Origin of the sequence: Umezakia ovalisporum Ak1311, assembly GCF_029891685.1 — a bacterium.
In the GTDB taxonomy this organism is placed as follows: Bacteria; Cyanobacteriota; Cyanobacteriia; order Cyanobacteriales; family Nostocaceae; genus Umezakia; species Umezakia ovalisporum.
In genome coordinates, this window is the sequence record NZ_JANQDJ010000078.1 from 15,414 (window position 1) to 37,795 (window position 22,382).

A 22,382-nucleotide genomic window follows, 5' to 3' on the forward strand; every position below is an offset into this window, starting at 1 on the left:
TCAGTTGAATACTAAAAACAAATATTTGCTCAATGGCTCGCACCCCTAAGTTAACATTTGATCGCGGTACATTAATTTTGCATCCACCACCACGGGGTAAAGCTTGGATGGACTATGCAACATGGGATGATAGGGTAGAAAAATTTCGCATTCCGGCGATGAAGTATCGCGCTTTGCTGGAAGCACTACAAGCAGAAAATGTTGATTTTGTTGATGAAGCAAAGGCATTTTATGCAGTGGATTTAATTCCGAGTTTGGAAATGGAGCCTTATCCCCATCAAAGTCAGGCTTTAGCAGCTTGGAAGTTGGCGGGAAGACGGGGGGTTGTGGTGTTACCTACTGCGGCGGGAAAGACTTATTTGGCGCAAATGGCGATGCAATCTACACCCCGCACTACTTTAATCGTGGTTCCTACTTTGGATTTGATGCATCAGTGGTATGCTCATTTGGTGGCGGCGTTCCCTGATGCTGAAGTGGGTTTATTGGGGGGTGGTTCACGCGATCGCACAGGGATTTTAGTTGCAACTTATGATAGTGCTGCTATTAATGCGGAAAGCTTGGGAAATCTCTATGGTTTAATTGTTTTTGATGAATGTCATCATTTACCGACGGATTTTGTTCGGGTAATTGCAGAATATGCCATCGCTCCTTATCGTTTAGGGTTGTCAGCAACACCAGAACGTACTGATGGAAAACACGCTGATTTGAATATTTTGATTGGACCGGAAGTATATCGCAAACGTGCTGAGGATTTAGCCGGAAGTGCGTTAGCTAATCATGAAATTATCCAAATTAAAGTTAAATTGTCACTGCAGGAACGGGAAAGATATAATCGGTTGATTCAAACCCGCAATGATTTTTTGCGCCAATGTAAAATTTCTTTGGGAAGTATTCAAGGTTGGCAAATGTTTGTCAAAATGAGTGCGCGATCGACCGGGGGACGTAGGGCAATGTTAGCACATCGGGAAGCTAAAAATATTGCTTTGGGTACTGATGGAAAGTTGCGAATTTTGGCGAATTTATTGGCGGAACACTTCTGTGAACAAATTTTAATTTTTACGGCTGATAATGCTACGGTTTATGGTATTTCCCAACAGTTATTAATTCCGGCTATTACTCATCAAACTCCTGTGAAGGAACGGCATGAAATTTTAACTAAGTTTCGTGAGGGTGAGTATAATACCTTGGTGGCTTCTCATGTATTGAACGAGGGAGTTGATGTTCCGGCTGCTGCTGTGGCGATTATTTTGTCGGGAACTGGTTCCACGAGGGAGTATGTTCAGCGTTTGGGTAGGGTGTTAAGAAGGGGAAATGTGGCTAATAAGCAGGCGATTTTGTATGAGGTTGTGGCTGAGGATACGAGTGAGGAGGGGACTTCGGCGCGACGGCGAGGGGAGGAAAGGAGGAAGGGAGCAGGGAGCAGGGAGCAGGGAGAGAAGAGGGGGAATGTACGGGTTGTTTATGGGGGTGGGAAAGGTAAAACTCCCAAGGCTGCGGAACAGTTAGAGATTAATTATTCGAGCAATCAGGGAAATGTTACCAACGGATTTACTGATTCATCGTCAAAACGGAGAGGAAATAATTCCCAAGAGACTGAAGATTGATGACAAAAGTTTGGATTTGGGAAATGAGTTAATTAGTTGTTTTGAAGCGGCCAAGGGTAAGTCTCAGGGGGTGCTGGAACGTGAACTGTTTGATTTAGAAGGAGACGCAACGGATTATCGGGTGAAACGGGGGTTGGCTCATATTCTCAAAAGTAGTTTCTGTACTTTTGAGGTGGTGAGTCCTCTGGAACCTTCTATGTTGAGAGCAAGGGTGTTTGCTTTGGCGGCGAAATCGGTTCCCAGTGAGGAATGTAGTCAGGTGATTTTGGCTAAAATTGCTGATGAATTGAGTCAGGAACTAAAACGTGAGGTTTTGTTGGCACAGGTGCGTGATGGTTTATACGCTGATTTGGCTGAAAATAAGATTTTGACTAATTTTGATGCACCGAGTCCAGTGGATTTGATCAATAGATATAATTTGTCTCAGGTGCAGGGAATTTTTTATAAAGCTAGTAAATTAATTTTAAATGCTCATCGCAATGTTCCAGGGGAATATAAGCTGTTGTTTCGTTACTTGAAATTGTTTCAATTGATGGCTTATATTGAAGGCGATGCCGACCATGGGTTCACAATTACCGTTGATGGTCCAACAAGTTTATTTAATCCTAGTACGCGATATGGGCTGGCGATCGCTAAATTAATTCCAGCTTTACTTCATGTGACAAAATGGAGTCTTTCAGCCACATTACAAACTCGCGATCCCTACACCAAGAATTGGAATATTGGCAGATTTACCCTCAACTCTGAATGTGGTTTAGTGTCTCATTATTCCAAGGGTAAACCTTACGATAGTATGCTGGAATCATCTTTTGTTGATAAGTGGGATGCACTCAAAACTGACTGGTTATTAGAGAGAGAAGTGGATTTGATTCCCATTCCTGGTAGTGTGATGATTCCTGACTTTCGATTAATACATCCTAATGGAAGTGACTTTTTATTAGAAATAGTCGGTTATTGGCGACCAGAATATTTACAAAAAAAGTTTTATCAGGTGCGGCGTTATGGAGGTAATAATTTAATTTTAGCTATTTCTGAAAGATTAAATCTAGAAAAAGCTGGAGTTAAATTAGATAATATCCCTGCCAAAATTGTTTGGTTCAAAGATAAGTTATTACCAAAAGCCGTATTAGCAGTCATTGAGGAGAATACTTGAAAACCATAGAAACAATTGCCATAGTTACAGAAGACGGAAAAATTATATTACAGTTAACAAGTTAATAATTTATTTATCTGCATTTGTAGTGGGTTACCTATTTAAATATTCAGAACCCACATAAACAAAACTCTTCAAATTAGCTTGGCGCTGACTTCAGGGTGACTCAGGGTTAAGAAAAACTACTTCACTCAACTTTCCTTCCAACAAGTCCAACAAGGCATCAACATCTTTTCCCGCCTGCTGAAAACAAATCGGCGGAGGAGGTTGAGGGGCAAACTGAATCAACTTAATTTCACCCTTACCAATGGCAATCATCACTACTTCTGTATCAGGCTCATAATGAGCGATAATTCCCAGAATTTCCTGAAGACGATTTTCCACTTTTTCATTTAGATATTCTATGGCCGCTTGAGGACAATAAACAAAATGGGGATTGGGTTGTAAATCAATACCCACAGTACCTTGACTATTACCATTAGCTAACCATAACCCCCAAAACAGCGCCGCCAAATCGCGCTGATTTTCCTTAACAAATTTATCCAGCTCGATACGCCACTTGCTATTTTCCGAGAACGGCTGATTAGTGCCAAACATCATCAATAATAATTTGTAATTCTAGGTATGGGATTTATCTTAAGCCACTTTGCACACGCCAGAGATTGGCATACACACCGTTTTGATCCAGTAATTGCTCATGGGTTCCTGATTCTATTAATTTGCCATGTTCCATTACATAAATACAATCAGCGTTACGGATAGTAGAGAGACGATGAGCAATAGCGATTGTAGTTCTATCTACTGTGATTCGTTCTAGAGATCGCTGAATCGCTGCTTCTGTTTCATTATCTACCGCCGAAGTAGCTTCATCTAAAATCAAAATAGGTGGGTTTTTTAATACTGCACGAGCGATGGCAATTCTTTGTCTTTGTCCACCGGATAACTTTTGACCTCGTTCTCCGATGATTGTGTCATACCCTTGGGGCAGATGGGTAATAAATTCATGTGCTTCAGCTACTTTAGCCGCAGTGATTATTTCGGATTCTTTAGCATTAAAGGTGCCATAGGTGATATTTTCTGCGACGGTACCATGAAACAAAAATACATCCTGACTCACCAAACCAATGCAGCGGCGCAAACTTCGCAAGTTTAAATCTTGTAATTTAATTCCATCTAGGGTAATTTTCCCCAATTTGACTTCATATAACCGTAATAGCAGTTTAACTAAAGTGCTTTTCCCGGAACCGGTTGAACCAACAATAGCAATTGTTTTGCCGGCTGGAACTCGCAAAGAGAGATTTTCAATTACTGGTAATCTATCTTTGTAGGCGAAACTCACATTATGGAATTCTACTTCCCCGGGTGCAGCATCTACAGATAAAGCAATATTCCCTGGATGAATTGTTATGGGAGTATCCAACAAATTCATGACGCGATTAGTAGAAGCCATGGCTCTTTGAAATAAATCAAAGGTATCGCCTAACCGAGTTAAAGGCCAAAGTAAACGCTGTACTAAAAAGATGAGGACACTGTAAGTACCTACAGAGATTCTGCCGGCTACTGCTTCTATTCCGCCGAATAGTAGTAAGGCTGTAAAACTGATTAAAATCAACATCCGAATCAGGGGAATAAAGGCAGCAGACAAAGCGATGGCTTTGGAGTTACTCTGTTTATAAGCTATGCTTTCTTTTTCTAAACGACTTACTTCATACTCTTCGGCAGTGAAACTCTTGATTGTAGTCATACCGCTAAGATTGTTGGATAAACGTCCGTTCAGTAAACCAACCTTTTCGCGTACGTCAGCATAGCGGGGTGCTAGCAATTTCTGAAAAGCTAGTGAACCCCAGAGAATAAAGGGCATGGGTAAAATTGCCATCCAAGCTATACTAGGAGCCAAAATAAAAAATGCACCGCCAATAATTACAATAGTTGTGGCTACGTGAATGATGTCATTTGCTCCCACATCCAAAAAACGCTCTAATTGGTTCACATCATCACTGAGGATAGACATCAAACCGCCAGTGCTGCGTTCTTCAAAATAAACTAACTCCAACTCTTGCAAGTGTTTATATGCATCTAAACGTAAATTGTGCTGAATTTTTTGCGCTAAGTTGCGCCACAATAACTTATAGCGATATTCAAAAAATGATTCTAAAACCCAGGTGATAACTGTGAGTAGAGAAAGAATCAAAAATTGCCCAAAGATATTTTTAACACCGAACTGAGCAATGATAGAGTCTTGCTGCTTAACTACCACATCCACTGCGATTCCAATTAATGCTGGCGGTGCTAGGTCAAAAAGCTTGTTGAGGATAGAACAGCCGGTTGCTAGCCAAATTTGCTGACGATACTCATGTCCGTAATCCAGCAATCGCTGAAGGGGATGTACTGAATGCCTAAGTTTTTTGGATGCCTGATGAGATTTAAATGCTATGGCCACAGTTATTTACCGTTGCATGAAACTGATATTACCACGATAGGAGAGAACAAAGCATCTGGCTTTCCTATTCTAATTCTTCGGTAAATGAGCAGGGGACATGTCACCATAGTACAGGAGTTACCTAGAGATGCAAAAGGAGATGGAACCTTGAAAAGTCAGCAATTAGGGAGTTGGCAAGCTACAGTTTTGGGAATTGTATTAACACTCATTGTTTTCGTCGGATTAAATTCTTTTGTTATTATCAACCCAGGGCAAGCGGGAGTAATCAGCATCTTAGGTAAAGCTAGAGATGGTGCGCTAGTAGAAGGTATTCACTTGAAACCACCCCTTGTTTCAGTGATTGATGTATATGATGTTACTGTTCAAAAATTTGAAGTACCGGCGGAAAGTTCTACTAAAGATTTGCAAACTTTATCAGCGAGATTTGCTATTAACTTCCGCCTTGATCCTGCCCGGATAGTTGAGGTGAGAAGGAAGCAAGGAAGTTTAGCAAATATTGTGTCAAAAATCATTGCTCCTCAGACACAGGAGGCATTTAAAATAGCGGCTGCTAGAAGAACGGTAGAAGAAGCAATTACCAAAAGGAGTGAATTAAAGGAAGACTTTGATTTTGCTTTAGGTGCTCGCTTGGCTAAATATGGGATAATTGTCTTAGATACTAGTGTAGTTGATTTGACTTTTTCACCGGAGTTTGCAAGGGCTGTAGAAGAAAAACAAATAGCTGAACAACGTGCACAAAGAGCCGTTTACGTAGCACGAGAAGCCGAACAAGAAGCACAAGCTGAAGTGAATCGCGCTAAAGGTAAAGCAGAGGCTCAAAGACTACTGGCAGAAACTCTCAAAGCCCAAGGGGGAGAGTTGGTTCTGCAAAAAGAAGCAATTGAAGCTTGGAAGACTGGCGGCGCTCAAATGCCCAAAGTTTTAGTTATGGGTGGTGAAGCCAAGGGCAGTGTACCCTTTATTTTCAACCTGGGGAATGTTTCGGACTAATCATAATTTAGGTCAATAATGCCTATGGGGTGGGTTATTCCCACCTCAATCAAAGTAGCAAAACTCAGAAGATAACAAACTAATTTATGTCAACTCCCAATCATCAGAATCTCACGGTCTCAGAAGCCAAAAAAATTCTCAACAAGTTCAATTGCTTAGACATAGCGCCGATCCTCAAACCCTCAGAAAAAGTTTTAGTGCGTCGGGCTTTAATTTTGGTAAGTCGTCTTTCTGATTACCAAATATTAGGGATTTGTGCTGATACAGCAGAAGAAGGGATACTGGCTATGAGAACTTACTCTCATGCTTTTGGTTATGAAGTTCCCACTAATTTACCTACACCAGAAGGGTCAGTTTACATCAAATTAAATGGCAAAAATGGTTTATGTTATCTGGATTCCTATGCGGGACATCATCGGGGAGTATTAATTTCTTGCCAGTCTTATAATGAAGGGGGAATCAACGAAATGTATGGACACTTACCCCTGGATTTATTTGTCTAAAATTCGCCAGTCTCGGTGGGAGCATTCCAAATAAAGAGATGATAATTTACCCTAAAAGATGAAAAAAGTAAATTATTTGGAATGTTCCCTTCTCGGTCAGACTAGATGTTTTAATGACTAATTTTTATGAGTATGATTACACTACAATCTGTTCAAAAAGATTTTGGTATCAAGGAAATTTTAAAAGATGCCAGTTTTAGCTTAGATGCTACTGATAAAGTTGGCTTAATTGGTACTAACGGTTCTGGTAAATCAACTTTATTAAAAATGATTGCTGGATTAGAATCAATTGATGGCGGACAAATTATTTTTAGTTCTGGTGCAAAAGTAATTTACTTACCACAGCAGCCAGACTTAGATGAAAATCGCACTGTTTTAGAACAAATTTTTGCTGATAGTGGCGAGCATCTGACTTTGGTGCGTGAGTATGAAGAACTATCTCAAAAACTTGTACAGTATCCAGAAGATAGTCAGTTAATGTCCAGATTGGCTGGGGTAATGCAACGCTTGGAAATTACTGGCGGATGGGAATTGGAAACCAACGCCAAAATTATCTTAAGTAAGTTAGGGATTTCTGACTTTGATGCTGTCATCGGTACTTTGTCAGGAGGCTATCGCAAGCGCATCGCCTTAGCAACAGCTTTGTTATCAGAACCAGATGTTTTATTGATGGATGAGCCTACTAACCATCTGGATGCAGTTTCTGTGGAATGGCTGCAAAGTTATTTAAATCGGTTTCGTGGCGCACTTTTGCTGATAACTCATGATCGCTACTTTCTCGATCAGGTGACAAATCGGATTATTGAAATTGACCGAGGAGATATTTACACCTACACGGGTAATTATTCATATTATCTAGAAAAGAAAGCTTTAGCTGAGGAATCGGCAATTAGTAGCCAACGCAAGCATCACGGTGTACTCCGGCGAGAATTGGAATGGTTAAAACAAGGGCCAAAAGCTAGAAGTACGAAACAAAAAGCTCGAATTCAACGCATTCAAGCTATGAGGGAAACTGAGTTTAAACAAGCTCAGGGTAAAGTTGATATTTCCACTGTTGGCCGTCGTATTGGCAAAAAAGTTATTGAGTTAAATAATATATCTAAAGGCTATAATGGACGTATTTTAATTAAGGATTTCAGCTACGAATTTAGTCCAGAAGACCGCATTGGCATTATTGGTGGGAATGGTGCTGGTAAATCGACTTTAATGGATATGATTACCGGACGGGTACAGCCAGATTCTGGGAGTGTGGAAATTGGTAGTACTATTCACATTGGCTATTTTGACCAGCATTCTGAGGAGTTGCTTACAGCTTTAGACGAAAATCAGCGCGTGATTGACTACATTAAGGAAGAGGGAGAATTTGTCAAGATTTCTGATGGTACTCAAATTTCTGCTTCCCAAATGTTGGAGCGATTTCTGTTTCCAGGAAACCAACAGTATGCACCAATTCATAAATTATCTGGTGGAGAAAAACGCCGTTTGTTTTTGCTGCGGATTTTGATTGGTGCGCCCAATGTGTTAATTTTAGATGAACCTACCAATGATTTAGATGTGCAGACATTGGCGGTATTAGAGGATTATTTAGAAGATTTTTCTGGGTGTGTAATTGTAGTTTCTCATGATCGCTACTTTTTAGATCGCACTGTAGATACTATTTTTGCTTTGGAAGAGGGTGGTTATCTGCGACAATATCCGGGTAACTACTCTGTTTACGTAGATTACAAGAAAGCAGAAGAAGAGGTGGAAAAGCAACAGCAAGCTGTTAGTAGTCATGAAAAATCAAAAGCAGATACACCAGTTGCATCTTCATCTGTGAACAGCGAAAATAAAAAGCGTCGCAGGCTATCAAATTGGGAAAAGCGGGAATTTGAGGAGTTGGAAGGAAAAATTGCTCAGTTGGAAATTGAGAAAGCAGCAGCGGAAACAGCTTTGATCAATGTTTCTCCTGGGAATTACACCCAGGTACAAAAACTTTACGAACAAGTGGAAACTCTGAAACAATGGATTGATGAGGCCACAGAACGCTGGTTAGAATTAGCTGAAATGGACTCTTAACAAAATCTTTCAGAAAATAATATGTCAGTTAAAGTTGGGGATATTGCTCCTGATTTCACTTTACCAGCCCAAAATGGCTCTACAGTCAGTCTCGGAGATTTTCGTGGTAAACAAGCTGTTGTCCTGTACTTTTATCCGAAGGATGATACACCGGGATGTACAGCTGAATCCTGTGCTTTTCGCGATCAGTATGAAGTTTTTAAAACTGGTGGTGCTGAGGTGATTGGTGTGAGTGGTGACTCTAAGGAATCTCACCAGAAATTTGCTACCAAGTACAATTTACCTTTTATTCTTGTGAGTGACAAAGGTGATCAATTGCGGAAGCAATATGGCGCAACTACGGCTTTTGGTTTAATTCCTGGTCGTGTGACTTATGTGATTGACAAAGATGGGGTTGTGCGGTTGATGTTTGATTCCATGTTTAATTTTCAAGGTCACGTTCAGGAAGCTCTGAAAACTTTGCAGCAGTTAACAATGAAATAAAAGAACCTGGCCCCAGATCCTCTCCTGAGTCAGGAGAGGTAATCTAGAGCATGGTTGGGATTGACATCAAGGAGAGCTGATGTTCACTTGTGTAAGTGCGGTTTTTCTGCGACTGCGTGATTATTGTGGGCTGAATTGCCATTCTTACCGTTGGTATGACCGTTACCATTACGGGGTTGAATCACTCCATAGCCGCCGTGGTTCCGTTCGTAAATGACGTTGATTTCGCCAGTTTCACAGTTGCGGAACATATAAAAGTCGTGTCCCACAAGTTGCAGATGTTCTGCGGCTTCTGCAATGGTCATGGGGGGCATGGAAAAGTATTTTGTACGGACAACCTCATTGGGTAATTCAGGGGTGCGATCGCCGATTAAATCTGCTGCCACTGGTTCGGGAACTAATACTTGATTTGTTGGTATGGCATTAGTTTTTTGATCTTGAAGTTTTTCTTTATATTTACGCAGTTGACGAGCAATTTTATCTGCTACTAAGTCAATGCTGGCGTATAAGTTTTCGCTGCTTTCCTCGGCACGGATGACGTTACCATTTGCATAAATGGTGACTTCAGCCGCTTGCTTGGGGCTAATTCGGGGATTGCGGGCTACGCTAAGATGCACATCTACTTCATGAGTGATGTTTTGAAAGTGACTTACTGCTTTTGCAATTTTTTGATGTACATATTCCCGAATCGCATCGGTGATTTCAATATTTTTGCCGTGGATGACAAGCTTCATGTAAACTCTCCCACTGATATATTTAATGTGAATTTGTTTTGTATGAGAGGAAGTCGCGGTAAGGTCTTTCACTACCGCCAAAACAAATTTTGAACGATTTTAATGTACTGCTTATGGGTTTTCTCTCAGTTGGATTTTTTATCCGGTTCGAGATGCAAACAATATAAAAATCATCAGCCAGTGCATTAGTTCTGATTGTGTTTGGCGTGATGCTCGTTGTAGAGAGTTCCTCCTACCATCATTGAGGTTATATATTCAACGTAGCACTTTGTATTCTCTAATGCAGGTTCCGTTGACTTTCCTTTAAAATCCTTTGCATAGCTTGACATTTATTGACTCAATATCTGTAAGTTGAAATATATTTGCTGAATAAACTAGTTGATTTTTGGCATGATACGTAGTAGAGAAAGTAGGGAAACTAATTACAGGACTTGTTATTTGTTTAATCCAGGATTGATGGCATACGCAGATGCTCTCTTATGGCAGCGATCGCTTGTGAATGAGCGCATTCATCGTCCGAGTCTGGATGATGTGTTAATCTTGCTAGAGCATCCGCCTGTCTATACTTTGGGGCAGGGAAGCAATGTGGAATTTCTCAAATTTGACTTGAATCAAAGTAAATTGGATGTTCATAGAGTTGAACGTGGTGGAGAGGTGACTTACCATTGCCCGGGTCAAGTGGTGGGGTATCCAATTTTAAATCTGCAATATTATCGTAAAGACCTGCACTGGTATTTACGTCAATTGGAAGAAGTATTAATTCTGGTATTGGCAGTTTATGGGTTATCGGGCTATCGCCTTGTGGGTTTTACTGGTGTTTGGCTAGAAGGGCGAAAAGTTGCTGCTATCGGTATTAAAGTCAGTCGTTGGATTACTATGCACGGTTTTGCATTAAATGTTTGTCCTGATCTGTCAGGCTTTGAACATATTATTCCTTGTGGCATTAGTGATAAGCCTGTCAGCAGTTTAGCGGAGTGGATTCCGGGTATTACTTGCGAAGAAGTAAGTCGTCATATAGCTCGGTGTTTTGCGGAAGTGTTCGGGGTAGAATTAATTCCATCAAGGCTCGATGTATGATAAATTTTGCCTTGGTAGGTAAATATGCTGTTGGAAAAATTTGTCGTTGGGAAATTGAGGTTATTTACTCAAAAATCTTTACACTAGTTCTGATGTTAAATTTTAGTAACATTTTGTAGCATTGCTACAGTGATTTTAAACTTGGGGGGTAAATTTTTGATATTGTATCCGTACTTGCTTTATACCAACTCGTTCAGGCTCACAGAATATAATTCGGTTTACTTCTTGCAAACCTAATTCTTCAAATTGGGCTAGTTCCGAATTAGACAAAGGCCAGGGAGGCCCATCAGGTTCTAGTTCGGTTTCTCGCAAACGATTAATTACTAATAAAGTTCCTGGAGCTGCAACTAGAGAAGCAACTGACTTAATCACGGTTGAGCGGATACTTAAGGGTAAAGCTTGGATATTCCTGATTTCTACAACTAAGTCAAATGCTTGATGCCATTGCCATTGTGAAGGCAAAGTTAATAAGTCTGCTATTACATAATTGACAGAAGAATCAGGAAATCTTTGCTGACACCAATTAATAGCTGTGGGGGAAATATCAAAAGCAGTTACTTGAAATCCCCTGTTTGCTAAAGCTTCTGCATCATCTCCCAAGCCACACCCAATTACTAGGGCGGAATGTCCCTCTCCTCTCAGGTGATGAGTAGTCAACCAATCTTGTAGATAAGGGTGACAGGTTAATTTTGCCCAAGGAATTTGTGTGACATCTCCCTGAGATTGGCTGTATAAAACATCAAACCATCCAGTGGGATTTGATTGTTGTATGGCTTGGGTAGCTAATTGTTTGACCTTTTGCTGTAAATTGTCTGGTTGTTTTTCAAACATGGGTGACCGAATTTTAGTATAAAGTCCTATTTTAACTTTTGGGCTGCTGATGAGTGAAGTGGGGCGTAGCTTGATAAATTCTTATTCAATTAAGAATCCCCCAGAAATTCTGAGGGAGTTTTGAAGGCATTCTATTTTTGTAGACAATTATACAGGGGTGGGGTGGGTTTTATTTTGTAGTAGCTGAATAATGGCGGTTTTTTCTAATATTCCCACGAGTACACCGTTCTCACGAATGACAGAAAGTGTAGATAACTTTTGTTGTTCTAGTAGCTGTAATACTTCTAACAAAGGTTGGTCTAATTTCACTGTGGTTGATTGCTCAATGGACTTCATAACTGCGCTGACTGGAGTTTCTGTCCATTGTGTTGTCGGAACATTTCGCAAATTATGAAGGTCAATTGCACCTACTAGTTTTCCGTCTTCATCTGTTACTAAGAATTTTTGCCAGTGTTGATGGCTGAAAATTAGTTGATCGGCAAATTCTCTGAGGCTAATGTTGACAGATACGATGGGGCTATTGTCGGTAACAGCATCTGCTGCTGTCAAACCTGTGAATTTTTCCTGCACTTGAGCAAATTGTGCTGCTTTACCTGCATTTTGTAGCAAGAAGAAACCGATTAATAAGTTCCAAAAGTTAGCGAAGCTACCAAATAATAGCAGTGGAATTAAACCAGAAGTGATGGCTAGCCAACCAAATATTTGTCCTACTCGGCTGGCAAAAGATATTCCTTTATAAGGGTTACCTGTAATTTTCCACACGGCGGCTTTTAGGATATTACCACCGTCTAAGGGCAAGCCCGGAATGAGGTTAAATAATGCTAATGCCAAGTTAACAGAAGCTGTAACACTAAGGATAGCTGCTGCTGTACCTGTGCCTGCGGTAGCTAGACCAATGATTGTAAAGATACCACAGAGGAGGAGGCTAACTAAGGGTCCAGCCATCGCTACCCAAAATGCTTGGACTGGGGTTGGCGATTCTTTTTCTAACCTTGCCAAGCCACCAAACATAAATAGTGTGATGGATTTAACGTCAATTCCTTGGCGAATTGCTACAAAGCTATGTCCTAATTCATGGGCGACGACAGAGGCGAACAATAACAACGCTGTCATCAGTCCCAATAGTAAAGCTGATCCCCCGGATAACCAGGGAAATTGTGCTGTCAGTCCACTGCTGTAATTCCAAGTTACTAAGCTTAGAACTAGAAACCACGACGGATGGATATAGAACGGAATTCCGAAGAGATTGCCAACGCGAATTGTACCATTCATGCCGTACACCTTGAGATTTATCTGTGAGAGACGTGCTTGAGCTTTTCTCTTTAATTATGAATTTATTGTAACGTAGTGTTAAAAACTATTAATTTAGGTCATTGTTGTGGTAACCGCCTGTTTTGGTGCGGTTGTTGGGAAATTCTCAAGCTGTGGGAAATGATGCGATCGCATGCAGAAATTCAAAATCGAAGATTGTGGCAGATAAGGATAGTACCCTTTCTTTGCTGTGAACTAGGGACAGCCAAAATTTGTCGTAACTAATGGTCGCTTTTGGCTTAATCTGGGGTACTTTTGTAAATTGGTTCTACCGAGATTCTGGAGGCTTTTGCAGGCGTATCAATGTGTTGTAAACTTGTCTTTTCAAATTGGTGTTATTTTGTAGTTCCACGGTAATTGTGTTAAATCTATCAATACTTAAACCGTTATCTTCAACTATTTTTTTCGAGTTTTCGCAGTAAGTAATTGCGATATTTTGAACCTGTCGTGGTAGGATGTTAATGCTATTTGGATCGTTACAAATAATTTTGGGTATGTCTCCACCCCCAATTAGTTTTTTAATCTCTGCAAATGCTTGTTGACGAGGTGTTTCCATTGCTAAAACAGCTTGGGCGTAGTTAATAATGTCGGTATTCTTAACTTGATTATTAACGGTAGGTGTTTGAGCATTGGAGCGGGAAGTGAGGATGAGACTGCTGCTAACTAAACTAGCAGTGGTGATGATGGACAAAACTACACTTCGGGAAAATATATGTTGTAAGCTACCTGGAAAGAATATATTAAGAAGACTTTTCATAAAGTGTATGATACAGCAGTATAGTAGGGATATGTTAATAGCTTTGAATTATTTTAGTAGTAAGAAGTTCCACAGAAGTGTTTATCAATTAAATTTTTATATTTAATGTCCACCTCGTTGGCACAGTTGACAAAGTCTTATTACTTGAGTCTGAAGTGCAGATACTTCCGTAGCTCCTTGCTTAAGGCTGACTTCTAACTCTAGTAGTAGTGGTAAGCAGGAAATTAGTTGCTGGACAGAAAGTAATTTTACTTCTTGCTGCAAAAAGTAAATACGTTTGGGGTTACTAATTTCGGCAAATTTGGCGATCTCTTGGGGATTGCGTTCCCCATTTTCCATGGCGGTCTTGACTAGTAACCAGGTACGAAATTGACCTATGAGAGTGGCAACTATCCGCAATCCCGGTTCGGCAGCATTGATGAGATCAGTCAAAATGGTTAATGCTTTAGCTGTTTCTCCTATTCTAATTGCTGCTGCCAGTTGTAAACTATTTTGTGTTGTATTTCTGACTAATTGGGTAATGCTGTCTACATCTAAAGGCTGATTGTGATTGGATGTGTAAAGGTGTAGTTTTTTCATTTCGTTGTACAAAAGTCGTGTATCATTGCCTACAGCCTCTGCTAAAATTTCGGCGGCTTGGGCAGTCAATTTTACTCCCACAGCTTGAGCAACTTGATTGACAGACTGTACCAGCAATTCTGTTTTCCAAGGTGGGATAAGGGAAAATTCCTGAAATTCAGTGGCGTATTTTTTCAGTAATTTTGTGGATTTAAGGCGTTCATCTGGTTTGTTACGGCTAGTAAGTAATAAGCAAGAGTTGTCCGGAATGACTGACAGGGTGCGGGTTAGTTCTGCTAAAACATTTTCTGGGCAATGCTGACATAGGGTAGTATTAATAAGCCAGACTAAACGTCCACCAGCGCCAAAGGGTGGTGTCATCACTTGATTTAAAGCGGTAATTACTGTATCTGGTTGATCTGGGGATAAAGATGTATAGTTAAAACTTGTCCAGAGAGGATCAAGGATGCGATGGCGTAGTGTTGTAACCGCTTGTTCAATGGCAAAATCGTCCTCACCCCAATATACATGGATGGACATAGGTTAACTTCTGAGTAGGTATAGGTAGAAGTGGACAAAAAAATATCATATCCTAGAATTATCTTCATATGAATACAAGCATAAGTAGTCAGATTTATGAGTACATCACAAACAGTGCAACAATTACAGGCTGAATGGATAACACCAGAAAGATTTCAGTGCTATGGACAGGTAATTTTTGCCAGTGAAGATGGTAAGAATTTTGATGCTGAGGATGCCAAATTAAACTTAAGAAATGGGACACCGCGATTTTATATTATGAGGCTAAAAAAGCGCGGAAGAAAGTTTCACAAAATTACTCGTCATTTGCAATGTACTCAATGTTTAGGTTCTTTAGCAGGAAAAGATTGGTTAATTGCAGTTTGTCCCCCTGATAATAATTCGAGTGAACCGTTGTTAGCAGAAATTGCTGCTTTCCGCATACCGGGAAACTGTTTTATCAAATTAAATGAGGGTACTTGGCACGCCGGACCTTATTTTGAGCATGAAGTTGTGGATTTTTATAATTTAGAACTTGCTGATACTAATGTGGTGGATCATTTTACTCATGATTTTCTCCAAAGTCATCAATTAAAGTTTGAGATAGTTAGTTCAAGTTGAAAATAAAATTTTAATTCAAAACTGGATGGATTTGCCAAAAGAAGTGAAAATCAACAGAATTCCTTTAAATAATTAGTGAACAGCACTACGAGAAGTTGAACAAGAACCCAACCTAAACAAAAAGTCTGAGGGAAAGGGGTAATTTTTATAGTTTTTGGGACAATTTTGGTAAAAGTTTGTTTGATTCAATATAAAGTATATTTTTCTGTTTTTGTAATTCTGTGGTGGTCAGGTAATACTTGACTTTTATATGAGATTTAAGCGACGATTCCAGACTAAAAAGTTTAAAAATATTATGCAGTGGTTGTGTGGTGATCTTAGTCAAACTTAAGATGGAAATGAGCAGAATAATTGGTTATAGCAAAAACCACGTTCATATAGATAAGCCAAATAGTATGAAATACTCATGGCAAACATGGCTAACATGACAGGAATCACAGTCCTAAATTCGAGTTTACGTGTATTGAGTATTTCCCATAAAGACATCACAATAACTACAGGCCAAAAAATAGTTGTGATGACAAACATGACGAAAGACAAAAATTTATCTTCTGGACTGTTAGTAGGATGACGCAAGCTGAATTTCAACCAATTTGTGAAGAAATAAGCGGTCATGAGTAAATAGCTAACTAGGATAGTTAATTTCATCTGATTCATTTTTACACTCCTTATGATTAATCTACAATTTTTATGACCAATAATCCAGATGTATGTACTAATCTGGATTCTTTTATGTTTGATGTTAACCTAATATACTTGCGTCGGATAAATATCATAGGAATACAACAAAGACATAAATTGGTGCTAATACCATTTGTTGATGAGGAACTACGCCGAATTTATTTGTATACTTTGGGGTGGCCGGAGAAATTCCTATGACTGGATATGCCAGTTATCACTGTAAGTTACTTATATAGGTTGGCGCATTTTCATACAGAAGTGATATTAGTGTTAATTTCAGCTAAAAATTAGCTTAGTGGCAATTATAACAAATTTTTAGTTGAACTCATTTACATTAATTCATCTTGTTGGTGATTGTCGCAGGGGTTAAACCCCTAGTAACTAGCCATACAAAAATTTACTATGATGTGTTAATGCTTGATTGATGCAAGTAACAGCTAATTTACAATGATAATCACAAAATAAGTAGGCGGTAAACTAATTAACAATGTATTCAGAAAACAGTAGACATTGAGAGAATTGTAAATGGAAAGTGTTGATACCATAAAGGCTAATAGGACAGAAAAAACTTTTTTGGTGTGGAAAATTTGGGAATAACTAAGAAATTTATATTTGATTGTCAATAATTAGCAATACAAAAATACGCAGAGTAATTCCCTAGTTTACTATCCTGTTCCAGGATTGTGCAACAAGTAGGTAAGCAAGAATCAACGTGAAGTTCGCTCAATTGACGCTCTGAATTTAGAGCTTGGAATTGGAAAGGGCGCGATAACTATAGCCGAGATGGGAATCTTTTTGAATGTATTGTTTAATTCTATCAAGGTCAAGGAATTCATCAGCAACATCAATTAAACTGTCGCTCGTCATAGTACGTAAACTCACAACTTCAACACGAGAACCTGTGCTAGTGACAGCATTAACAGCATAAGCTAAATCTCCATCTCCACTTACTAAGATAGCTGTATCATAGTAAGGAGCTAAGGTAATCATATCTACGGCAATTTCTACATTCAAATTGTGTTTTTTGGTATGGTCTGCTAGTTGAACTTCTTTGGTAACTACACGATAGCCATTGCGACGCATCCAAAAGAGAAAACCTTGTTGCTTTTCATTGGGGCGTTGACGTGTAGCATTTGGTCGTGAGGTATCGATAGCAGTGTAAAAGAAAGCACGCAATAATCGAGAACCTCCTGTTAAATGACAAAGCAATTTGAGATAGTCGATTTCAATACAGAGTTGTAAAGCTGTATGAAATAGACTGACGCCATCAATAAAAATGGCTACTCGACCACGATTTTCATCTTTGCAAAAGGAACTATCGGATAAAGGCTGACGTTTATGAAGATTTTCATGTTTTGTACTATGTTTTATCAAGTTTTTTCTTGGTAAATCTGGTTCTTGCTCTGGGTGTTGATAGACATTTTCTGCTTTGGTAAAATTATTGGTACTCATTGACTCCTCTAGATTTTAAATGTGGAAGTGCTGTTGGCTAAATTGTCAGTAGGTCGTTTTAGCGGCTGGATTAGCCTAGTAGAGTAGGGCGTAAACAAAGATACCATTAACAAAAGTTCAAATCCTAAAACCAAGGCAGGTTTTAGATTTTGACTTCTGGTTAGGGTTAATAGCCGCAAATACACTAAAATTGTGATAATTGTGGAGATTCCGAAATATAAAGACTTAAAGAGTGATTAACTCTTGTTAATGAAGGTTTTACGCAATTTTTCTTTTGCCTAGAGTATGCTGTTCTTTACCTGCTTCTCATCTATATAGGTTGATGACAGGAGGCAATAAATTGGGTGAAAGTAGCTTCCTGTTAAGATAGAAGTAAAGGTCAGCCTTCGGCACTTATTTTTATTGTACATCTCTATTGAAAAATCCTTCATTAAGCTAATCTTTGTATATTTGTGTGGTGATATTTAGCACTAATATTTGAATGTAATTTTTATCAATTAGATATCATTTTATTAATTAGTTTTTTGTCAGAAATAACAATATATAAGGCTTGTATGTGATTGTTGAAAAACTCAGCTTGGTTGTGATAATTTGCTTGATGATTAATAACAATAAGAGGAAACTTAAGGTTTATCAGTCACAAAAAGTATAAAAAAGCGGGATTTATAATTGCCAGGGCTGAATTGATGTTAAAAAAAAGACCCCCAGTAACTAGCCAGCTAACGGAGGGATTCTGCAAGTCGGTATTGTCGCACAAAGATATTCACGAATCTGAGAATAGCAGCTTAACAATGAGAAAAGGTGCCAATTTGGCAAATAGTTGTTTGTCGCTAATAATTTTCAGTCTTTTGGTGGATTACGGAATTAGTTTTTGAGAAGGGCTCATTTAACTGAAACCAAGTTTAAGATCGTTAGTAAAAAGATATTTCGTAGCTGTGAGATGAAACGCATTGTCTTGATTGCTGGGTTTGAATCATTTAATGCTGACTTGTACAGGAAAGGAGCTGAGTTGGCTAAATCACGCTGTCCTGATTTAGATATTCGGGTGTTTAGCGATGGTAATATTACCAGTCAGCGCGCCGTGGTTGAAGCAGCTCTTGAGGAGGCTGATGTGTTTTTCGGTAGCTTATTATTTGATTATGATCAGGTTTTATGGCTACGCGATCGCATTGCCCAAATTCCCATCCGTCTGGTGTTTGAGTCAGCTTTAGAATTGATGAGTTTAACCAAGTTGGGTAACTTTGCCATTGGGGATCAACCTAAAGGGATACCGAAACCAGTTAAGTTTATCCTCGACAAATTTAGCAATGGACGGGAAGAGGACAAACTTGCTGGTTATATTAGTTTCTTAAAAATCGGACCTAAACTGCTGAAATTTGTGCCAGTGCAAAAAGTCCAAGATTTACGTAACTGGTTAATTATCTATGGATACTGGAACGCTAGCGGTTCGGAAAACGTTGCCGCTTTATTCTGGGTATTAGCAGAAAAATATTTAAACTTAAAGGTGGGGGATATTCCCCCACCACAAGAAACGCCGAATATGGGGTTACTTCATCCCGAGTACGAAGGATTTTTCACATCTCCCCGTGAGTATTTAAAGTGGTATAAAAATCAGAACAAGAGTAAAATTTCTCAGCTTCCGGTGGTGGGAATTTTATTATACCGCAAACATGTTATCACTAAACAAGGATACATTTCCCAACTTATTCGTTGTTTTGAGGCTGGGGGTTTAATTCCCTTACCGATTTTCATTAACGGTGTAGAAGGACACGTAGCGGTACGGGATTGGATGACAAGCGATTATGAAACCCAGCAACGACAGCAAGGTAATATCGAAACTCCCTCACTGAGGGATGAGGCGGTGGAGGTAGAGGCAATTGTTTCTACCATTGGCTTTCCTCTGGTGGGTGGACCGGCTGGTTCAATGGAAGCAGGCCGTCAAGTGGAAGTAGCAAAACGGATCCTTGCAGCTAAGAATGTACCGTACATTGTGGCTGCACCACTGCTGATTCAAGATATTTACTCATGGACGCGTCAAGGTATTGGTGGATTGCAAAGTGTAGTACTATATGCTTTACCTGAACTCGATGGAGCTATTGATACTATTCCCCTGGGGGGGTTGGTGGGGGAAAAAATTTATTTAGTTCCTGAACGAGTAGAGCGGTTAATTGGGAGAGTGAAAAGTTGGATTAATTTACGTCAAAAGTCCCCATCCCAACGGAAAGTAGCAATTATTTTATATGGATTTCCCCCTGGTTATGGTGCTGTGGGGACTGCGGCTTTATTGAATGTTCCCCGTAGCTTGGTTAAATTTCTCCAGGCCCTCAAAGACCAAGGTTATGAAGTGGGGGATATTCCCGAAGATGGGGAAGAGTTGATTCGTCGGGTGAAAGTAGCAGATGAAGAAATGGAAACATGGGCAAAAAATAAATCTTTTCCCGCATCTGCTAATACTGTTCATGTCCGTAAGTTGGAAAAATGGTTGGGATATCTGCGAACTTCCCGGATTGAAAAACAATGGCAATCTCTGAGAGGAACTGGAATTAAAACCTATGGGGAGGAATTACATATTGGGGGTGTGCAGTTAGGTAATGTTTGGATTGGTGTACAACCTCCTTTAGGTATACAAGGGGACCCGATGCGGTTAATGTTTGAACGAGATTTAACTCCTCATCCCCAGTATGCGGCTTTTTATAAATGGCTACAAAATGAATGGGCAGCGGATGCTGTGGTTCATTTTGGTATGCACGGGACGGTGGAATGGTTACCGGGTTCGCCGTTAGGTAATACTGGTTATTGTTGGTCTGATATTTTATTGGGTAATTTACCTAACCTATATGTATATGCGGCGAATAATCCTTCTGAGTCGATTTTGGCGAAGCGTCGCGGTTACGGGGTGTTAATTTCTCACAATGTCCCGCCTTATGGTCGGGCTGGTTTGTATAAAGAGTTAATGTCTTTGCGGGATTTGATCTCAGAATATCGCGAAGATCCCCAGAGGAATTATGCTGTGAAGGAGGTGATTTGTAAGAAGATTGTTGATACTGGTTTAGATGCTGATTGTCCATTTACTGATGCTAAACGTTTGGGGATTGGTTTTAGTCCTGAGAATGTGAAAATGTTTAGCGCTCATGCTTTTGATGAGTATTTGCTGGATTTGTACGAATATCTGCAAGTTTTGGAAAGTCGGTTGTTTTCTTCTGGGTTGCATATTTTGGGGGAAGCGCCAAATGAGGAGGAGTTGGCTTCGTATTTGCAGGCTTATTTTGGCGAGGAATCCCAGAGGTGCAGAGAGGAAGAGGGGCTAGTGACTGATTTGTTGATGCAATGTGGTGATGAGTTAAAGAATTTGTTGCGGGGTTTGAATGGTGAGTATATTCTGCCTGGGCCTGGTGGTGATTTGTTGCGGGATGGTGCTGGGGTGTTACCTACGGGGAGAAATATTCACGCTTTAGATCCTTATCGAATGCCTTCTCCTGCTGCTTTTGCCCGGGGACGGGAAATTGGTGAGAAAATTATTGCCCAGCATTTAGCGGAACATGGGAGGTATCCGGAAACGGTGGCGGTGATGTTATGGGGTTTGGATGCGATTAAAACTAAGGGTGAGTCTTTGGGTATTTTGTTGGAGTTGGTGGGGGCGGAACCTGTGAAGGAGGGTACTGGGCGCATTGTCCGTTATGAGTTGAAGCCTTTGGCTGAGGTAGGACATCCCCGTATTGATATTTTGGGGAATATGTCGGGGATTTTTCGCGATAGTTTTGTGAATATTATTGAGTTATTGGATGATTTGTTTCAACGGGCAGCTAATGTTGATGAATCAGAAGACCAGAATTTTATTAGAAAGCACGCTTTAGCTTTGCAAGCTCAGGGTGTAGAAAATAGTTCGGCAAGATTATTTTCTAATCCTGCTGGCGATTTTGGTTCTTTGGTTAATGATCAAGTGGTTGATGGTAATTGGGAATCTGGGGAAGAATTGGGTGATACTTGGCAAGGTCGGAATGTTTTTAGCTATGGTAGGGAAGATAAGGGTAAAGCTAGGCCAGAGGTTTTAAATACTTTATTAAGAACAAGCGATGGCATTGTCCAAGAAATCGATTCTGTGGAATATGGTTTAACTGATATTCAGGAATATTACGCTAATACTGGCGGGTTGAAAAAGGCAGCAGAAAAGCAACGCGGTAAAAAGGTGGCTACTAGTTTTGTGGAAAGTTTCTCGAAGGATACTACACCCCGCAATTTAGAGGATTTGCTCAGAATGGAGTACCGCAGCAAATTAGTTAATCCTAAGTGGGCGCAAGCAATGGCGAATCAAGGTTCTGGTGGTGCGTTTGAAATTTCCCAACGAATGACGGCGTTAATTGGTTGGGGTGGTACTGCTGATTTTCAAGATAATTGGGTTTATGACCAAGCTGCTGATACTTATGCTTTAGATGCGGAAATGGCAGAGAAGTTACGTAAGGCAAATCCTGAAGCTTTTCGTAATATTTTGGGCAGAATGTTGGAGGCCCATGGGCGGGGTTTATGGCAGGGGGATGAAGATAAGTTAGATAAGTTACGCCAGTTATATGATTTAACGGATGAACAGTTGGAAGGAGTGATTGTATGAATTA

At 39.9% G+C, this 22,382-nt stretch carries 19 protein-coding genes; 10 read left to right on the top strand and 9 right to left on the bottom strand.

The annotated features are described in order from the left end of the window. Positions 1-32: 32 nt before the first annotated feature. Positions 33-1,604: a DEAD/DEAH box helicase family protein gene (locus tag NWP25_RS15130; protein ID WP_280649534.1), complete on the top strand. Its 1,572-nt coding sequence runs from the start codon at positions 33-35 to the stop codon at positions 1,602-1,604. Then, entirely contained in the window at positions 1,534-2,757 is a 1,224-nt protein-coding gene (locus NWP25_RS15135) for a DUF790 family protein (protein WP_280649535.1), read from the top strand. Before NWP25_RS15130 ends, NWP25_RS15135 begins: the two co-directional genes overlap by 71 nt. Before the next feature lie 156 nt (positions 2,758-2,913). On the opposite strand, the gene ccmS is transcribed toward NWP25_RS15135, so the two are convergent. Continuing rightward, a complete protein-coding gene (gene ccmS, locus NWP25_RS15140; RefSeq protein ID WP_280649536.1) occupies positions 2,914-3,357 on the bottom strand; it encodes a beta-carboxysome assembly chaperone CcmS in 444 nt (147 codons plus the stop codon). Between the two features lie 31 nt (positions 3,358-3,388). Further along, complete coding sequence (locus tag NWP25_RS15145) at positions 3,389-5,197, bottom strand: ABC transporter ATP-binding protein (RefSeq protein ID WP_280649537.1); 1,809 nt, start codon at positions 5,195-5,197, stop codon at positions 3,389-3,391. Between the two features lie 147 nt (positions 5,198-5,344). Here NWP25_RS15145 and NWP25_RS15150 point away from each other — a divergent pair, with 147 nt between their 5' ends. The 4 genes from NWP25_RS15150 to NWP25_RS15165 all read left to right on the top strand — a co-directional run bounded on the left by NWP25_RS15150 (position 5,345) and on the right by NWP25_RS15165 (position 9,231). Then, complete coding sequence (locus NWP25_RS15150; protein ID WP_280649566.1) at positions 5,345-6,187, top strand: prohibitin family protein; 843 nt, start codon at positions 5,345-5,347, stop codon at positions 6,185-6,187. A gap of 86 nt (positions 6,188-6,273) precedes the next feature. Further along, positions 6,274-6,690, top strand: a complete 417-nt coding sequence (locus NWP25_RS15155; RefSeq protein WP_280649538.1) for a DUF1824 family protein — start codon at positions 6,274-6,276, stop codon at positions 6,688-6,690. Positions 6,691-6,816: 126 nt separating this feature from the next. Beyond that, on the top strand, positions 6,817-8,748 hold the full coding sequence (locus NWP25_RS15160) for an ABC-F family ATP-binding cassette domain-containing protein (protein WP_280649539.1): 1,932 nt from the start codon (positions 6,817-6,819) through the stop codon (positions 8,746-8,748). Positions 8,749-8,769: 21 nt separating this feature from the next. Further along, positions 8,770-9,231: a peroxiredoxin gene (locus NWP25_RS15165; protein WP_280649540.1), complete on the top strand. Its 462-nt coding sequence runs from the start codon at positions 8,770-8,772 to the stop codon at positions 9,229-9,231. Positions 9,232-9,314: 83 nt separating this feature from the next. On the opposite strand, the gene hpf is transcribed toward NWP25_RS15165, so the two are convergent. Then, positions 9,315-9,965, bottom strand: coding sequence for a ribosome hibernation-promoting factor, HPF/YfiA family (hpf, locus tag NWP25_RS15170; RefSeq protein WP_280649541.1), 651 nt, complete (start codon positions 9,963-9,965; stop codon positions 9,315-9,317). A 390-nt stretch (positions 9,966-10,355) separates the two neighbouring features. Here hpf and lipB point away from each other — a divergent pair, with 390 nt between their 5' ends. Then, on the top strand, positions 10,356-11,042 hold the full coding sequence (gene lipB, locus NWP25_RS15175; RefSeq protein ID WP_280649542.1) for a lipoyl(octanoyl) transferase LipB: 687 nt from the start codon (positions 10,356-10,358) through the stop codon (positions 11,040-11,042). Between the two features lie 135 nt (positions 11,043-11,177). Here the strand turns inward: lipB and NWP25_RS15180 are convergent, their stop codons facing one another. Continuing rightward, the gene (locus NWP25_RS15180; RefSeq protein WP_280649543.1) at positions 11,178-11,873 is read right to left on the bottom strand and encodes a class I SAM-dependent methyltransferase; all 696 of its coding nucleotides are present in this window, start codon (positions 11,871-11,873) and stop codon (positions 11,178-11,180) included. Positions 11,874-12,020: 147 nt separating this feature from the next. Further along, positions 12,021-13,145 carry a site-2 protease family protein gene (locus NWP25_RS15185; RefSeq protein ID WP_280649544.1) on the bottom strand — a complete coding sequence of 375 codons (1,125 nt, stop codon included), beginning with the start codon at positions 13,143-13,145 and terminating at the stop codon, positions 12,021-12,023. Positions 13,146-13,220: 75 nt separating this feature from the next. Here NWP25_RS15185 and NWP25_RS15190 point away from each other — a divergent pair, with 75 nt between their 5' ends. Next, a complete protein-coding gene (locus NWP25_RS15190; RefSeq protein ID WP_280699710.1) occupies positions 13,221-13,409 on the top strand; it encodes a hypothetical protein in 189 nt (62 codons plus the stop codon). Positions 13,410-13,452: 43 nt separating this feature from the next. Here the strand turns inward: NWP25_RS15190 and NWP25_RS15195 are convergent, their stop codons facing one another. Both NWP25_RS15195 and holA read right to left on the bottom strand, forming a co-directional pair. After that, on the bottom strand, positions 13,453-13,941 hold the full coding sequence (locus tag NWP25_RS15195; protein ID WP_280649545.1) for a DUF4168 domain-containing protein: 489 nt from the start codon (positions 13,939-13,941) through the stop codon (positions 13,453-13,455). A gap of 102 nt (positions 13,942-14,043) precedes the next feature. Further along, positions 14,044-15,039, bottom strand: coding sequence for a DNA polymerase III subunit delta (gene holA, locus NWP25_RS15200; RefSeq protein ID WP_280649546.1), 996 nt, complete (start codon positions 15,037-15,039; stop codon positions 14,044-14,046). A 96-nt stretch (positions 15,040-15,135) separates the two neighbouring features. Here holA and NWP25_RS15205 point away from each other — a divergent pair, with 96 nt between their 5' ends. Next, complete coding sequence (locus NWP25_RS15205) at positions 15,136-15,639, top strand: ureidoglycolate lyase (RefSeq protein WP_280649547.1); 504 nt, start codon at positions 15,136-15,138, stop codon at positions 15,637-15,639. Positions 15,640-15,966: 327 nt separating this feature from the next. Here NWP25_RS15205 and NWP25_RS15210 read toward each other — a convergent pair whose 3' ends face one another. Beyond that, positions 15,967-16,296 carry a hypothetical protein gene (locus NWP25_RS15210; RefSeq protein ID WP_280649548.1) on the bottom strand — a complete coding sequence of 110 codons (330 nt, stop codon included), beginning with the start codon at positions 16,294-16,296 and terminating at the stop codon, positions 15,967-15,969. Between the two features lie 765 nt (positions 16,297-17,061). Next, the gene (locus NWP25_RS15215) at positions 17,062-17,772 is read right to left on the bottom strand and encodes a LabA-like NYN domain-containing protein (protein WP_280649549.1); all 711 of its coding nucleotides are present in this window, start codon (positions 17,770-17,772) and stop codon (positions 17,062-17,064) included. Between the two features lie 940 nt (positions 17,773-18,712). On the opposite strand from NWP25_RS15215, the gene bchH reads away from it, so the two are divergent. After that, on the top strand, positions 18,713-22,378 hold the full coding sequence (gene bchH, locus NWP25_RS15220) for a magnesium chelatase subunit H (RefSeq protein ID WP_280649550.1): 3,666 nt from the start codon (positions 18,713-18,715) through the stop codon (positions 22,376-22,378). Positions 22,379-22,382: the final 4 nt, after the last annotated feature.

What these genes read in the sequence shown, in the direction of transcription:
- NWP25_RS15185 (WP_280649544.1), bottom strand. Translation starts at nt 13,145, where the DNA reads ATGAATGGTACAATTCGCGTTGGCAATCTCTTCGGAATTCCGTTCTAT.
- holA (WP_280649546.1), bottom strand. Translation starts at nt 15,039, where the DNA reads ATGTCCATCCATGTATATTGGGGTGAGGACGATTTTGCCATTGAACAA.
- lipB (WP_280649542.1), top strand. Translation starts at nt 10,356, where the DNA reads ATGATACGTAGTAGAGAAAGTAGGGAAACTAATTACAGGACTTGTTAT.
- NWP25_RS15135 (WP_280649535.1), top strand. Translation starts at nt 1,534, where the DNA reads ATGTTACCAACGGATTTACTGATTCATCGTCAAAACGGAGAGGAAATA.
- ccmS (WP_280649536.1), bottom strand. Translation starts at nt 3,357, where the DNA reads ATGATGTTTGGCACTAATCAGCCGTTCTCGGAAAATAGCAAGTGGCGT.
- NWP25_RS15215 (WP_280649549.1), bottom strand. Translation starts at nt 17,772, where the DNA reads ATGAGTACCAATAATTTTACCAAAGCAGAAAATGTCTATCAACACCCA.
- NWP25_RS15155 (WP_280649538.1), top strand. Translation starts at nt 6,274, where the DNA reads ATGTCAACTCCCAATCATCAGAATCTCACGGTCTCAGAAGCCAAAAAA.
- NWP25_RS15165 (WP_280649540.1), top strand. Translation starts at nt 8,770, where the DNA reads ATGTCAGTTAAAGTTGGGGATATTGCTCCTGATTTCACTTTACCAGCC.
- NWP25_RS15130 (WP_280649534.1), top strand. Translation starts at nt 33, where the DNA reads ATGGCTCGCACCCCTAAGTTAACATTTGATCGCGGTACATTAATTTTG.
- hpf (WP_280649541.1), bottom strand. Translation starts at nt 9,965, where the DNA reads ATGAAGCTTGTCATCCACGGCAAAAATATTGAAATCACCGATGCGATT.
- bchH (WP_280649550.1), top strand. Translation starts at nt 18,713, where the DNA reads ATGAAACGCATTGTCTTGATTGCTGGGTTTGAATCATTTAATGCTGAC.
- NWP25_RS15195 (WP_280649545.1), bottom strand. Translation starts at nt 13,941, where the DNA reads ATGAAAAGTCTTCTTAATATATTCTTTCCAGGTAGCTTACAACATATA.
- NWP25_RS15210 (WP_280649548.1), bottom strand. Translation starts at nt 16,296, where the DNA reads ATGAATCAGATGAAATTAACTATCCTAGTTAGCTATTTACTCATGACC.
- NWP25_RS15180 (WP_280649543.1), bottom strand. Translation starts at nt 11,873, where the DNA reads ATGTTTGAAAAACAACCAGACAATTTACAGCAAAAGGTCAAACAATTA.
- NWP25_RS15205 (WP_280649547.1), top strand. Translation starts at nt 15,136, where the DNA reads ATGAGTACATCACAAACAGTGCAACAATTACAGGCTGAATGGATAACA.
- NWP25_RS15160 (WP_280649539.1), top strand. Translation starts at nt 6,817, where the DNA reads ATGAGTATGATTACACTACAATCTGTTCAAAAAGATTTTGGTATCAAG.